This is a genomic window from Ruegeria sp. (assembly GCF_965199275.1).
Classification (GTDB): Bacteria; Pseudomonadota; Alphaproteobacteria; order Rhodobacterales; family Rhodobacteraceae; genus Ruegeria.
The window spans coordinates 1-14,322 of the sequence record NZ_CBDAQX010000033.1 but is presented as its reverse complement, the minus strand read 5'-3'; the positions used below and the strand labels follow the sequence as shown (position 1 = coordinate 14,322).

The 14,322-nt window shown below is 57.7% G+C and carries 10 protein-coding genes; 7 read left to right on the top strand and 3 right to left on the bottom strand.

The features are described 5' to 3' along the window. The first annotated feature begins 117 nt into the window (after window positions 1-117). Window positions 118-1,335, top strand: coding sequence for a guanitoxin biosynthesis MBL fold metallo-hydrolase GntH (gene gntH, locus ACOERD_RS28475; protein WP_419741256.1), 1,218 nt, complete (start codon window positions 118-120; stop codon window positions 1,333-1,335). Window positions 1,336-1,510: 175 nt separating this feature from the next. Here the strand turns inward: gntH and istB are convergent, their stop codons facing one another. Both istB and istA read right to left on the bottom strand, forming a co-directional pair. After that, the gene (gene istB, locus ACOERD_RS28470) at window positions 1,511-2,242 is read right to left on the bottom strand and encodes an IS21-like element helper ATPase IstB (protein WP_419737606.1); all 732 of its coding nucleotides are present in this window, start codon (window positions 2,240-2,242) and stop codon (window positions 1,511-1,513) included. Beyond that, window positions 2,229-3,737 carry an IS21 family transposase gene (gene istA / locus ACOERD_RS28465; protein ID WP_419737605.1) on the bottom strand — a complete coding sequence of 503 codons (1,509 nt, stop codon included), beginning with the start codon at window positions 3,735-3,737 and terminating at the stop codon, window positions 2,229-2,231. Before istA ends, istB begins: the two co-directional genes overlap by 14 nt. Window positions 3,738-4,056: 319 nt before the next feature. Here istA and ACOERD_RS28460 point away from each other — a divergent pair, with 319 nt between their 5' ends. From ACOERD_RS28460 to ACOERD_RS28440, 5 genes are all read left to right on the top strand, one after another. Further along, window positions 4,057-4,866: a hypothetical protein gene (locus ACOERD_RS28460; protein WP_419741255.1), complete on the top strand. Its 810-nt coding sequence runs from the start codon at window positions 4,057-4,059 to the stop codon at window positions 4,864-4,866. Further along, a complete protein-coding gene (locus ACOERD_RS28455) occupies window positions 4,817-6,586 on the top strand; it encodes a hypothetical protein (RefSeq protein ID WP_419741254.1) in 1,770 nt (589 codons plus the stop codon). The genes ACOERD_RS28460 and ACOERD_RS28455 overlap by 50 nt, the downstream gene beginning before the upstream one ends. Window positions 6,587-6,590: 4 nt before the next feature. Then, a complete protein-coding gene (locus tag ACOERD_RS28450; protein ID WP_419741253.1) occupies window positions 6,591-7,484 on the top strand; it encodes a HupE/UreJ family protein in 894 nt (297 codons plus the stop codon). 90 nt (window positions 7,485-7,574) lie between these two features. Then, entirely contained in the window at window positions 7,575-8,705 is a 1,131-nt protein-coding gene (locus ACOERD_RS28445) for a tyrosine-type recombinase/integrase (protein ID WP_419740329.1), read from the top strand. Between the two features lie 62 nt (window positions 8,706-8,767). Then, a complete protein-coding gene (locus ACOERD_RS28440; protein WP_419740133.1) occupies window positions 8,768-9,814 on the top strand; it encodes a tyrosine-type recombinase/integrase in 1,047 nt (348 codons plus the stop codon). A 432-nt stretch (window positions 9,815-10,246) separates the two neighbouring features. Here the strand turns inward: ACOERD_RS28440 and ACOERD_RS28435 are convergent, their stop codons facing one another. Further along, complete coding sequence (locus ACOERD_RS28435) at window positions 10,247-11,428, bottom strand: ISNCY family transposase (protein ID WP_419737631.1); 1,182 nt, start codon at window positions 11,426-11,428, stop codon at window positions 10,247-10,249. A gap of 675 nt (window positions 11,429-12,103) precedes the next feature. Between ACOERD_RS28435 and ACOERD_RS28430 the strand changes: the two genes are divergently transcribed. Then, the coding region (locus ACOERD_RS28430; RefSeq protein ID WP_419741252.1) for a hypothetical protein at window positions 12,104-14,322 on the top strand (2,219 nt) is incomplete at its 3' end.

Sequence of the window (14,322 nt, the reverse complement as noted above, 5' to 3'; positions counted from 1 at the left end):
GTGAGTCACTTACGTGAATGTCACCTAAACCGTAGACTTGAAACCAAAACAGCGAGCCGGAGTGCGAAACTCCGCATTCCCAGCTTGCCAATCTACCAAGCGACTGGAGGATGACACATGGCCAAACGTATGAACTACAGAAGTCTCAGCAAGCACTTCGTAATTGGAGCGATTTTTGGCGCTTGGGCTGTTTCTCCTGAAGCTGTCACTGACGCAGTCATCGGTTTAGTCGCCCCTTCGGCAGCGTACGCGCAGGAAACAGAGGAAGTTTCTCCGACAATGGTGCGTGATCGTCCGCGCGATGTGTACTACCCCAATACTGAAGATCTCGCCGAAGACGAGATGCGGGTCATCGCGTGTGGAACCGGAATGCCGACAACGCGGGCTGCTCAGGCTGCTGCGTGTTTCCTTGTGGAACTAGGCAACGGAGACAAGTTCTTGTTCGACATTGGTTCGGGATCGGCCGAGCGAATTTCTTCCCTGCAAATCCCGTACAATTATTTGGACAAGGTCTTTATCGGCCATCTTCATACTGACCATTTCGGCGCGTTGCATGACCTGTTCATCGGTGGCGCATTGATGGGCAGAAATGTTCCGTTGCGGGTTTGGGGGCCAAGCGGGCCCGTAGAGGAATTAGGGACAGCTTATGCGCTTGAAAATATGCGCCGAATGTTGACCTGGGACCTAGCCGCGCGTGCCGGCAATACCGATTTTCGCGGGTACAGCTTGGAAATCAACGAATTCGACTACAAGGGTGAAAACCAGGTGGTCTATGAGAACAATGGCGTAACGATCCGCTCCTTCCCAGCGATCCACGCGATTGATGGCTCGGTTAGCTATGCTTTGGAATGGAATGGGCTGAAGTTTGTGTTCAGCTCGGACACCTATCCGAACAAATGGTTCAAGGAATACGCAAAGAACGCAGATCTCGCGATCCACGAGTGTTTCATCGCCGTACCTGAACTGGTCACCAAGATGAAGTTTACACCTGAATCGGCATTGCTGGTCGGAACCCAAGTCCACACAGCACCTGAAGCCTTTGGTAAGGTGATGAGTGACATCCAACCAAGACTGGCCGTCGCGTATCACTTCTTCAACGATTTCGACACCGTCAACTCGGTCTACCAGCGCATTAGGTCGACCTATGATGGGCCGCTCAGTCTCGCAGACGATTTTATGGTCTGGAACGTCACCAAAGACGACATAACCATCCGCATGGCCGCGACCGAAGAAAGAACTTGGGCACCGCCATTGGCAGCTCCAGCGCAAGCACCAGACATGCAGGATAGGGTCAATTTCTCTGAAAAGGCTGGTGTGTCAATCGGCATTGAATAATGACCCCCCATCGGCGTCCAAATTTGCCCCCCCTTGGAGCTAAGAGGGGCGTTGAGGGGGTCGTGTTTAGGTTGATTCAGGAGGGGGTGGACAGCAGGTCAAACCGAAAAGAGAGCGTAGCTCGACTGAAGGTTTGACCTGCTGTCTGTTTTGAATTTATTCCCCGATTTCGAGGTTAGTCGCGGTGGTTAATTCGCCAGCTTTCGTTCCCGGTTTCGATGATATCGCAATGGTGTGTCAGTCGATCCAGGAGAGCAGTGGTCATTTTGGCATCTGTGAACACACTCGGCCATTCAGCAAATGCGAGGTTGGTTGTTAGCAGAATAGACGTTCGCTCGTACAGTTTGCTGATGAGATGGAAGAGTAATCGTCCACCAGACTCTGCGAACGGCAGATAACCGAGTTCGTCTATAATCACGAGGTCGACGCGGATCAGCTGCTCGCTGAGCCGCCCGGCGTTGCCTTCGCGATGTTCAGCCTCCAGCTTGTTCGCGAGATCCACAGCGCTGAAGAACCTGACCCGCCGGCGGTTATTGACCGCGTGGCCCCCGATCGCTGTTGCGAGATGCGTTTTGCCCGATCCGGTTCCACCGACCAGCACGCCATTCCTGGCCTGGTCCATAAAATCGCCGTCATGAAGATTGCGCACGACTTCCTCGTTGACGGGGCTGACCGTGAAGTCGAACTCAGGTAAGGACTTGCAGACCGGGAACTTTGCGGCACCCATCTGATACCGGATCGAGCGCGCAGTCTTTTCGGCCAGTTCGGCCGTGAGGAGTTCGGCCACGACCTGTTGGGGCCGCCAGTTGTTTTTGGCTGCGGCCTGCATCACTTCGTCAAAGCAGTTGACGATGCCTGGCAACTTCAGTTGACGGGCAAGTTCGAGAATTTCCTTACGCAGTTGCATGGGAGCCTCCAAGCCTGTCATAGCGAGCGCAATCCGCGATCGGTGCCATTTTCAGCTGCAGGTGGGCAGGCGGCTCAATCGCCTTTGGCGGCGGGGGATTGGTGCGCCGAGAGACAATGTTCAGGATCGCATCGGCCTTGCGCAGGCCAGATTTTAGAGCTTCTTCGCAGGCAGCCTCGACCACATCAATGTCGTGCTGGTAAGCAGCGAAAAGAATATCGGCAAGTTGCCGGTCTCCGTCGGATGTGCCCCGCAGATGGGTCCAGATCTGCGTCATTGCCGGTGGTAGGTCCCAGTCACGGAACGGTGCTCCATTGCGCAGAGCGCCAGGCTTGCGCTTGAGGACGGGCACATAGTGCCAAGGGTTGAAGATCGTTTTTCCTCGGCCGAAGCACCGTTCGTGCTCTCCGACAATCTCACCGTCTTGGCGCAGGACAATCCGCGTGGCGTAGACCTGCAACTGGACCTGACGTCCAACAGCTCTTGCCTCAACGCTGTATTTGTTTCTTTCGAAGTTGATCAGGCAGGTTCGGCTCACGGCGACCGTCTTTTCACGGAACCCGACGAAGGGCTTCTGCAGATGCGTCAGCAGCGGCTTTTCCTGCTGGAACTCCTCCCAGACCGTCACCTCCAGGTTTTCCGGATGCCGCAGTTCTTTTGCGCGTTTGATCGCGTCTTTTTGCAGCCGGGCATTCAATTCATCGAAGTCGGCCACCTCCAGACGCGGTGTAAAACTATAGGCGCGGCTCTCCTTGACCAGATTCTCAACCTGACCCTTCTCCCAACCGGCCGCGCGCGTACAGGCGATCGGGTTCACCAGATGATGAGAACACATCCGGGAGAATGCCTTGTTGAACTTTCTTTCCTTGCCCGACAGGATCGCATCGACGGCGGTCGTCATGTTATCGTAGATCCCGTTGATGCAGCCTCCACCAAAGAATTTGAAGGCCTCGTCGTGGGCATCAAAGACCATCTCCTGCGTCTCGCGCGGATAGGCAATGGAGAATGGCATGCGGCTATGGCAAAGTTTGAAATGGGCAACCTTCACGGTCGTGAGTGCACCGTCCATCAAAACCGTCTCCACACTCCAGTCGAACTGGTACGCCTCCCCAGGATCAAAGATCAGCGGGATGAACGCCTGCGCCTGTTGTCGGCCGTGCGCAATGCGCCAATTCTTTGTGTAGCGTCGAACACTGTCATACCCGCCGCCAAAACCATCATCGGAGAGTTCCTTCCAGATTTTGGTCATCCGCTTGCGGTGTTTCTTCGGAAGCGCCTCGTTCTCCTCAAGCGTTTCATCCAGACGCGCGCGCCAAGGCCCGAGCACCGGGTATGGCTGCGATTTGCGCTCATATTTGAACTCCGTCACTCCCGATCGGATTATCTTTCGAACCGTTGCACGGCTCAAATTGAGCGAACGGCAAATTTCCTTGATGCTCTTTTTTTCGATCAGGTGTAAGCGACGCACTTTTCTAATAGTTTCCACGCAAATCATCCCGCTTGCCTCTCCATCGACTGCTCAATGAAAAGGATGTCTACAACCATAGGGAGGGGTCAAATTTGGACGCCGATTTCCCCGCTTAGGGGGTCAAAATTGCACGCTTTTCTACATGGTGTGCCGCAAGATGTTCTGACGTTCTCAGAGTTCACTCTCGGGGGTGTTGACGACGTAGATGACGTCTTGCGTCCGATCTACGAGGAAGCGTCAGAAGTGTTGGGCCAAGAATTCCCGTATCCGGGTGACAACTAATATCAAATTTGACCGGCGCGACTTCAACACGCGCCGGTTCTTTCAATTATGATCGGAATTCTCTATGCGACATACCTCATTTATCTCTCGCTATTTGGTCTGTGTTGGATGGTTGCTTATCGCGATCTCCAACGCGGCAAACGCCCAGTCACTTGCACGTTCTGAAGATGGCGACGTCGGTTGGCGACATTCAATCACGCCCTATCTGTTCCTTCCGCTCAGCACGACTGGCACATCAACCATTGATGGTACCAGCGTCGATCTAGACCTGAGCCTGAGTGAGGTGCTGGACGTGCTGCAAGGCGCAGCTTCAGTACGCTATGAAGGTTGGAGCGGTGATTTCGGAATCATCTCTGAGGTCTATTACGTACGGCTCGGTGAGGACGGAACCTTACCGGGTGGAAATGCAAACGTTGATGTTGATGTCCGTCAGACCTTTGTAAACGTTCAGGGGGCTTACCGGTTTGCGAACGGGGTCAATGCTTCGGGTCGACGCTATGCAGCAGATGTAGCCGTCGGTGTTCAGTGGAACCGGCTTAAACAAGAAATCGACATTGCGGGTCCTGGGCCCGGCGTAACGCTGGGCGGAACAGAGGATTGGTTCGAGCCAATGATCGCGCTCCGCTATGCGATGGAAATCAACGATAAATGGAGTTTCGCCAGCCGCGCTGAACTTAGTGGCTTCGGTGTGAATGGCGATGACCTGCAATACCTGCTTCTGGCTGGGTTTGACTGGAAAGGCTGGGAGAACACGTCTCTGCGGTTTGGCTATCAGTTCTATGGAATTGACTATTCCACTGACCGCTCGGGCGGGGAGTTTGCCTATGATGTGGACCAAAATGGTATCTATGCTGCCGTCTCGTTTCATTTCTAAGATTGGCGAATGCAGCAAGACATGGGCTTGGGTGGGCTCAGCGCTCGCCAGTTTTGCGATTGGCGCAAACCCATCGATTGCTGATCTTGTGTCCCCCTACGGCGGAGAAACCGCGCCGAACTTTGTTGAGCTTTCGGTGCAGCCTGATCATGTGCGGGTTCTCCTTGAGGTCGATTTGAGCGACTATCCCATATTTGTCCTTCCAGATGATGGTTCGGGAACGTCGCTGGCTGAGCGTACGGGTCGAAACCTTCAGATCTGGGCAGATGAAGAGGAATTGACCAGCACAACAAATACGATTGATGTGCGCCCCAGAATTTCCCGGAAAACAGCAGCGAGCGCTCTGTATCAACTGCGACCGCGCAGCGAAAATGTCGTCTTCGTGGATATGGAGTTTCCGTTCAATGGCAAGCCTGAACGGATCACGTTCATTCCCCCACTCAGTCCAGACGGGATTCCGTTGGCTTCACTTGGCGTTGTGGCCGAGCACATGGGCGTTCCAGTAACAGATTATCGCTATCTGTCGCAGGCTGAGACCATGCTGCCAGATTGGAAAGATCCGTGGTTTAGCAAATTTGAAAACCCAAATCTCACCCGCCACCACAAGTCCCCGATGATGTCCTTTCTGGCCATGGAACCGCGTGTCGTCCGGCACGAGATCATATTGCGTTTGAAAGACTTTGAGACTTGGGCCGATCTGGGCTTGGGTGGCGCAGAGCGACTAACTCCAGATGATGTCGCCAGGATCAAGTCTGGCGTATCGGACTTTCTTGCGACTAAAAACCCGCTCGCCGTAGACAGCAAGCCGATGAAACCGGAAACGGTAGAGGTCTCAGGTATCGAAGTTGGGGCCGAAGGCTTGCGTGTTCTTCCGGATGAGGCGGAGGCAAACCGAAAGACGCTGTTACTGGGCGTTGTCCTTTCCTATCCGGTTGAGACCTTGCCGAACCGAGTTGATCTGGCATGGGAACTTTTCCCAGATGGTCTGGATGTTATCCCGATTACCCTCTCCGATCCGGCTGGGGCGGTCCCCTCGCAGATTTATGTAACTGACCCCGTTATAAATTGGAACAATCACCTGAAAACTTGGACAAACCCAAAAACGGGCCCGGTCGTTGTCAAAGTCGCAGGCGTAGCTCAGGTGCCTTCGATTGCGTTTGGCTTAGGCGTTCTTTGTCTAATATGCGCCTATTTTTCGTTTCAGCGAGCAAATGGTCAGCGTCTGATCTTGTTTGGGCTGACTGGGGCATTCGGCACCGCTGCGATTGTCACATATTCGCTGAAAATCCCATCGACAGCGCCCGATCCGGACGAGATCGCGACGCATCAAATCGTAGAAGGGCTGGTGACCAACATCGGAACCACCATGCTTGAGACGCGAAATGACAATGCCGTCGCGGCGATGGAGCCATATGTCGAGGCAGTCAATCGCGACAAGGTTCAAACCGAAATGCGTCGTGGCTTGTCAGTTACCTTACCCTCTGGCGCCATGGCACGCGTCGAAGCGATTTCTGACCTGAACGTCGAGAGCTTCACGCCCGGCGAAGACAGAAATCAGCATCAGGTCCTCGCCAATTGGACTGCCCGTGTAAGCGGAGGTCATTGGGGGCACCTACACAGGCAAGCGGTTTCTTATCGTGGCTTGCTAGACGTTTCGCGTCACGGTGATCATTGGATGCTTGATGACCTGACGATTATCAGCTCCAAAACAGGAGGATAATTCAGTGCCAATCTTGAGGTTGTTTTTTGCCACGTTCTTGTTTGCCATGATCTTTTTGTGCGCGGGCAGAGCAGAGGCGCATTTCAATCTCAACCAGAATGTCCGCATTCATCATGTGGCTCACTCAGAAGATGGACTTGATGTCTATTTGCGCCTTCCGATGCCTTATTTGGTTGCGGAACTCGTCGGTCCAGAAGGTACGGACGGTTTGCCTGCACCGGCTCCGTACACATACAATCTGATCGAAGATGGCGTGCTCATGCACTACTTGGATCAGCTCGCATTTCACAAAAACCCATCCGGTTTGGCTCGTATTGCTGAAAACGGCTTTGTGCTATCTGTCGACGGGCACCGACAAAGGGCAGAAATCGTTTCGATAACGCTACACCCGTTGGGGCAAGAACCTGGATTTGCCACGCTTGATGAGGCGCGTTCGGCACTTGCGCCAAAAGATGTTTTGCCAACAAATAAGGAGATTTACGTTGGCGAGTTGATGGTTGACGTTCATCTGCGCTTTGTGACGGGAGAGGTTGGAACATACAGTGTATCCTACACTTCTAATCCGGGGCTTCCTGGACAAGAAGAAACGGCAAACCTGATCCTCGACTATAACGGGCAGGATGTTCGTACATTTCGTGCACGGGGCCTGATGCATAGCCCGGTTGATGTTTCCGGATCAGCGACCGCAGCCGCTTCGACTTTTTTTGTTGAGGGAATTCGGCACATTTTGGAAGGTCCCGATCATGTTCTCTTTGTACTTTGTATGATCATCGGTGCCTTGAACTTGCACAGCCTACTCGCCCGCGTCACAGGCTTTACCTTGGGCCACACAGTAACACTGATTTTGGGTTTTTTTGGCTTTACACCGAGCGCCGCACCTTCGGTTCTAAATCACTGAAACAGTGCATGTTTTATCCTCTCTATGTCGAGGTTTCGGGCGAAACCCTGCGTGGTTTTGTCCGGGATTGCAACCGGATGGAGGGATATTATGCCGAGATTGACGGACGCGCGCGTGCGCGACCTGCGCGCCAGAAAAACCACACGCAATGTCAGAGACACCACCCTTGCGGGCTTTGGTGTCAGGGTTCTGCCCGGCGGCGGGAAGCGGTTCTTTTTGCACAGCCAGCACGAGGGGCAGCGTGTCTGGAAGATTTTGGGCGATCCGGCCACTATGTCGGTTGCCGAGGCCCGCGCGCGGGCGCAGGCCCTGCTGGTCTCGCTCCGGTCGGGGCAGCGCGACGGGGAGATGCTGTTTGAGAGCGTTGCGGAAGAGGCCTTCCGCCGCCATGGCCGACAGTGGAAGCCGGGCACGCTCATGGTCAACCGGAGCTATCTCAAGAACCACATTCTTCCGCGCTTCGCGGGGCAGCGCATTGCGGATATCACGCGGCAGGACGTGCGGGACTGGTTTGCCGCGATGCACGCAACGCCGGTATCGGCGGATCGCTCGATGCCAGTGCTGTCGGTCATCATGACGGTGGCCGAGATGGACGGGCTGCGCCCGGAAGGGTCCAACCCCTGCAAGGGGATCAGGCGCTACCGGCGCAGGAACAGGGAGAGGTTTCTGTCGGAGGCCGAGTTCGGACGCCTTGGCGCGGCGCTGTGCTGCGCGGCCCCATCCCCGGCCGTGCCGCTCATTCGGCTGCTGGCGCTGACGGGATGCCGGTCGAGCGAGATCAGGACACTTCGCTGGGCAGAGTATCGCGACGGGCATATCTTTCTGCGCGACAGCAAGACGGGTCCGCGCACGGTGTGGCTGTCGGAGGCGGCGCGCAGGGTCCTTGACGCGCTTGCCCGCACATCGCCTTGGGTGTTTCCGTCCGTCCGGGGTGCGGGCCCGATGCCGGGTGCGACGCTCACCCGGGCATGGTTCAGGCTGCGCGTGCAGGCCGGTCTGAGAGATGTGCGCCTGCATGATTTGCGGCACTCCTATGCAAGTGCGGCCATCGCGAGCGGGGAAACCGTTCTGGCAGCGGGTCGGCTTCTTGGGCATAACAGCCCCGAAACCACCCTCAAATACGCCCATCACACGCAAAGTGATGTGGAGAATGCCGCCGCCGCGATGGGGGCGGTTCTCGGAGGAACGCGGAGAGGAACAGGGGGAGGAACCCGGCCATGAGCAAGGTTCGGTTGACGGATGCGCGGGCACGGAGGTTCAGACCGTGTGCGCGGGAATATTGCGTGCAGGACAGCGCGGTGCCGTCCCTGAGCCTTCGGGTCTATCCCACGGGGACGAAGACATGGACCTGCACGGTGGCGGGACGCAAGGTCTCGCTGGGCCGGATTGAACTGATGCCCGCCTGCGCCGCGCGCCGGGAATGTCACCGGTTGCAGGTCGAGGGGGTCGCGCCGGTCCGGGACCTGCCCACCTACCGGGGCTTTGCGCTGGATGTGTGGCACAAGACATGGTCCACGCGCTGCAAGCCATCCACGGTCAGGGGGCGGGATCACATTCTGGCGCGGCAGCTTCTGCCCGCGTTCGGAGCGCTTCGGATTGACCGGATCACGCGACAGATCATCGAGGACTGGTTTGCCGCCTATAGCGCCTCTGCGCCCGGCGGCGCGAACCATGCGCTGAAACTTTTGCGCCAGAGCCTGAACTTTGCCCTTGAGCGCGGCCTCATCGACAGCAACCCGGCGGGTTTTGTGCTTCCGAACCGGCGCGCCAAGCTGACGCGGTTCCTGTCGCGGGATGAAATCGCGCGGCTGAACGCGGCGCTTGACCGGCACAGCGCAGGGCGCACTGGCGTGCAGGCTGACATCATCCGGCTTCTGCTGCTCACGGGCTGCCGCAAATCGGAAATCACCCATCTCAGGCGCAGCGAGGTCGATGGCAGCCGCCTCAGGCTGGAAGACAGCAAGACGGGTCCGCGGATTGTGTATCTCAGCGCCGAGGCCCGCGCCATCGTTGAGAGGCGCATGAGGGGAGCCGGGGCATATCTGTTCCCCTCGCCGCGCAACCCGGCGCGGCCCGGCTCGGGAGAGTTGAGGCTCTGGTACAGGATCAGACGGGAGATCGGCATTGAGGACGTGCGTCTGCACGACCTGCGACATTCCTATGCCAGCCAATCTGTGATGGCGGGTATTCCCCTGCCGGTGGTGTCGAAGCTCCTGGGTCACAGCCAGGTCACGATGACGCTGCGCTATGCCCACAGCGCAGACAGGGACGTCGAGGCCGCAGCCGAGCGGGTCGGGGCGCGCATTGCCGGGCTGTTGTGGTCTGGCTGAGCGCTTTGCCTGTCTTATGATGCGTGGAGGCGTCCGGTTTATTGGAAGCCCCTTCCAGTTTGCCATTCAGGGCGGGCCGTTCTGGCGGTTGGATCGTAATATGCCTGGTCATTGATGGGACCGTCTTGAAGGGCATATGCCTGGCTGGCCTTGGGTTTTGCCACAGTTCAGCCGCAGTTCTGACAATATTTTGACACTGTGGGAAATTTCTGCAACCTTTGATTGCGGCTCGTCAATAAACGCGGCGAACAAAGAGAGCAGTATGGGGATGGGGATTTTGCGCAGATCAGCGCTGTCGAGAACATTCTGAATTGTCCGGTGTAGGTAACATGCCAATTGTCCGCTTCAGTTGATTGCGCGGTGGCCCAATTCGGAGGGAGCCGTAGGCGACCGTAGATTTGGGCCACCGCGTTCGCGCCACGTCGAAGCGGGTCACGCGACTTTGTGTTTGCTATCCTCCTGTGTGATGGGTGATCCGTCAGGCTGGTAGCGGCCAATGCATCTCGGGCCGTGGAAGATGACCAGTTGACCATCGGGGTATTCGTGGACCCTGACCTTCGCCTTGACGAAATGATGACGGTGCCTGTCTGCCGCGATCTGCATGACCAGGCCCTTGTAGCGCACCGTATTGTCGTTGCCGACGACGCGGTCTTCCTGCACACACAGGGTGTCGCGCACATTGCCTGTAAACGGCACGAAGGCCGAGGTCGTATCCTCCGGCTCCTTTGCAAACAGGGCATTGTGTTCGGGAAGATAGACCTCTTTCAGGAACTGATTGGCCTCTTCAATGGTTGTGATCCCATGGGACCGCAGTTCCTGCGGCAATCGGTTCTGGAACGTGCCAAACATGCGTTCAGACCGTCCACGGGCCTGCGGTGAATAGGCCGGGATCAGCTCAATGCCGAGTTGCTGCAAGGCGCGCCCGACCTGGGTCAGATTGTCCTTGTCCACTTTGCCGCCCGCTTCGGGCGTATGCCAGTAATGAGAGCCCCGATCGGCATAGAGCGAGCAAAACAGACCTTGCGCCTCGATCACCTCTGTCAGCCCCTGAAAACTGCTCATCGTCCCTTCTTCCTCGACAAAGAATGCCGAATAAACCCGGTTGGTGGCATCGTCCATGGTGACGATCAGATCCCACCACTGACCCGGAACCCATTCATGGCTGGAGCCGTCCTGATGCAACATCATGCCAACCATCGGACGGCGGGGCCGCTTGCGCCGATGGGCACCTCGTCGGGGTGCTGCCTGAACCCGGCCGTGGCGCTGCAGTGTAAGCCGCACCCAGTTGTAGCTCTGTGTGAAACCATGGTGGGCCACCAGCTTCTCGTGGAAATGCTTCGGCGTGTAATCCCAGTACTTGGTATCAAACAGTTCAAGCATCTCCATGACCTTATCCGTGGCAACACGATTGTTGGCCAGTTTGCCAAGCCGACGGTCGTACAGACCTTCTGCACCATCCGCCTCAAATCGATCCTCCCAACGCCTGACGGTGCGCACGGATACACCCAGTATCTCAGCCGCCTGTTCTTGCGTCAGCTTGTTCGCGCTTCGCCGCGAATACACATCTTCAAACTTCATCAGTCGAACTTCCTGTAACACTTCTGCTCGGTTCATAACGCCTCCTCTCAGAGACAGAATAGAACCGGACAGATCGCATGTTACATACACCGGACATATCGCGTGTTAGCGACACGCTTGACAATGCGCAGGTGGGCGATATCGTCGCTCGTCGCTCGTCGCTCGTCGCTCGTCGCTCGTCGCTTCATGTCTGTTGAGGGCCTGTCAGATTGGGGCGCGGTCTCACGGCGGGTAGAGCGCGCCCGGTTCGGGCTTTTCCGATATTGTGATCCCTGTCGTTGCGCTGGCGATTTTGTGCCTCGCGCAAGCTTTCGTTTGTGTTGTGCTGCATGTGTCCGGCAGACCTTGAGCCGGCATGCGGCTGCAGGCGCGTTGGCGCTCCAGCGCAGGGAAACCTGCACGACCTCGATACATCGCGTCTGTGCGGAATGGTTGAGGTTTCATTGCGTGTCAGTCGTCGCGGCTTCGGGGGCACGCTTTGCCACCCCCTTTGGCTCTCTGGCTGTCCTGCTGCTTCCGTCTTTGTTGGACAAGACAGAAAACAAAGCGTTTGCTGGCCCGATTGAGGCAGCCTTCGCTGTCTTTCGTCGCTGCTTCAGGCGCGCCCTCTGCCAATCCCACTGTCATCAGGCTTCCGACTGCCCTTCATCCCCGCTCTGGCGGGCAAGACACATGCTGTAATCAACCCTTTCTTATGGAGACCCCCTCACCATGACCCAAGCACAACTTTCGACTGTATCGACTGGCGCGTCTGCGTCTCAATCCGTGATTGTATTCCCTGAAGGGGTTCAGGGTTTACTGGTTCCGCTTGGTCCGAACGTGATCGCACGCACCTTCCGGCAAGGTGATGACCTTGTGATTGTTTACCAGGATGGTCGCCAGGTTCAAATTGCCGGTTTTTTTGACACGGGTGATCGTGTTTTGGTCGCGCAGGACCCGGAGAGCGGGGATCTGTTCGAGATCAGCCTCGCGCCGGACGGTTCCCTGATCGAGGTTGAGCCGAGGTCCGTTGCGGATATTGCGGAGCTACTTGGCGCGACGCAGGAGGAGGTTGAGGCGCTGTCTGCAGCCCATGGGGCGGATGCGGATGCCGGGTTTGCCGACAACGATCACGTGACGCTTTCAACGCAATCCGGTGTCGAACTGGCCGCAATCAATCCGGGCCTGATCGCTGCGGGAATTCTCGGCGCAGGTGCAATCGCCGCCATTGCAACCAGTAGCGGTGGATCGAGTTCGAAGAGCGATGGCAACAACCAGACCTCACCAACAGATACAACATCGACAGAGACCACCGACCCGGGCACGACGCCCGCCCAGGGACCTGACACTGGAAATGGCGGCGGCACCCCACCTGCTGCCCCCGATGGACCCGGCGGTGGTGATGATGCGGATAGCGACGCTGCGACTGTGACGGCGATTGACCGCGAGAATGCCTTGGGCGACATCGCGGCCTATGCCGAGGATCAAACCAATACTGAGCCGACGGTTGATACCTACGCTACGGCGGGCGTGACCGGTGTGACGGCTGACAATCTCGACGCAGTGAATGCGGCGATTGCAGCGGGTGATTTGGGCGGCGCGGCCACGCTTGAGGAACTGATCGAAGCGGGCGCGGATGGCATCGCTACGGCGACTGCAGTGGTTCAGGGCGTCGTGAACGCGGCGATATCCTCGTCGGCAACCGGTGATGGTACAGACCAGACCTCACCAACAGATACAACATCGACAGAGACCACCGACCCGGGCACGACGCCCGCCCAGGGACCTGACACTGGAAATGGCGGCGGCACCCCACCTGCTGCCCCCGATGGACCCGGCGGTGGTGATGCGGATAGCGACGCTGCGACTGTGACGGCGATTGACCGCGAGAATGCCTTGGGCGACATCGCGGCCTATGCCGAGGATGATCAGGGCAATCCTGCGCCGACGGCGGCGACCTACGCCACGGCGGGTGTGACCGGTGTGACGGATGCCAATCTTGCGGCAGTGAATGCGCGGGTTGCCGGGGTGGCGCGCGAGGGTGCGGACACGGTGTCTGAACTGGATGCGCTGGTTACGCTGGCCAACGGGGATGTTGCGGCAGCAGCGGCTGCGGCAACAGCACTGGGGACCATCGTGGCCTATGCCGATGATCAGAGCAATACTGAGCCGACGGTTGACACCTACACCACGGCAGGTGTGGCCGGTGTGACAGATGTCAATCTTGCGGCGGTGAATGCGCGGGTTGCCGGTGCAGATCGCGAGGGTGCGGACACGGTGGCCGAACTGGATGCGCTGGTTACGCTGGCCAACGGGGATGTTGCGGCAGCAGCGGCTGCGGCAACAGCACTGGGGACCATCGTGGCCTATGCCGATGATCAGAGCAATACTGAGCCGACGGTTGATACCTACACCACGGCAGGTGTGGCCGGTGTGACAGATGTCAATCTTGCGGCGGTGAATGCGCGGGTTGCCGGGGTGGCGCGCGAGGGTGCGGACACGGTGTCTGAACTGGATGCGCTGGTTACGCTGGCCAACGGGGATGTTGCGGCAGCAGCGGCTGCGGCAACAGCACTGGGGACCATCGTGGCCTATGCCGATGATCAGAGCAATACTGAGCCGACGGTTGATACCTACACCACGGCAGGTGTGGCCGGTGTGACAGATGTCAATCTTGCGGCGGTGAATGCGCGGGTTGCCGGGGTGGCGCGCGAGGGTGCGGACACGGTGTCTGAACTGGATGCACTGGTTACGCTGGCCAACGGCGATGTTGCGGCGGCTGCGGCTGCGGCAACAGCACTGGGCGCTATCGCGGATTACGCTGATGATGACGCCAACAATCCAGCGCCGACGGTTGATACCTACACCACGGCGGGTGTGACCGGTGTGACAGCGGCCAATCTTGCGGCGGTGAATGCGCGGGTTGCAGGTGCAGATCGCGAGGGTGCGGA

Excerpts from the sequence above, each read along its gene's own strand:
- ACOERD_RS28460 (WP_419741255.1), top strand. The coding sequence starts at position 4,057 with ATGCGACATACCTCATTTATCTCTCGCTATTTGGTCTGTGTTGGATGG.
- gntH (WP_419741256.1), top strand. The coding sequence starts at position 118 with ATGGCCAAACGTATGAACTACAGAAGTCTCAGCAAGCACTTCGTAATT.
- istB (WP_419737606.1), bottom strand. The coding sequence starts at position 2,242 with ATGCAACTGCGTAAGGAAATTCTCGAACTTGCCCGTCAACTGAAGTTG.
- istA (WP_419737605.1), bottom strand. The coding sequence starts at position 3,737 with ATGATTTGCGTGGAAACTATTAGAAAAGTGCGTCGCTTACACCTGATC.
- ACOERD_RS28455 (WP_419741254.1), top strand. The coding sequence starts at position 4,817 with ATGATGTGGACCAAAATGGTATCTATGCTGCCGTCTCGTTTCATTTCT.
- ACOERD_RS28435 (WP_419737631.1), bottom strand. The coding sequence starts at position 11,428 with ATGAACCGAGCAGAAGTGTTACAGGAAGTTCGACTGATGAAGTTTGAA.
- ACOERD_RS28445 (WP_419740329.1), top strand. The coding sequence starts at position 7,575 with ATGCCGAGATTGACGGACGCGCGCGTGCGCGACCTGCGCGCCAGAAAA.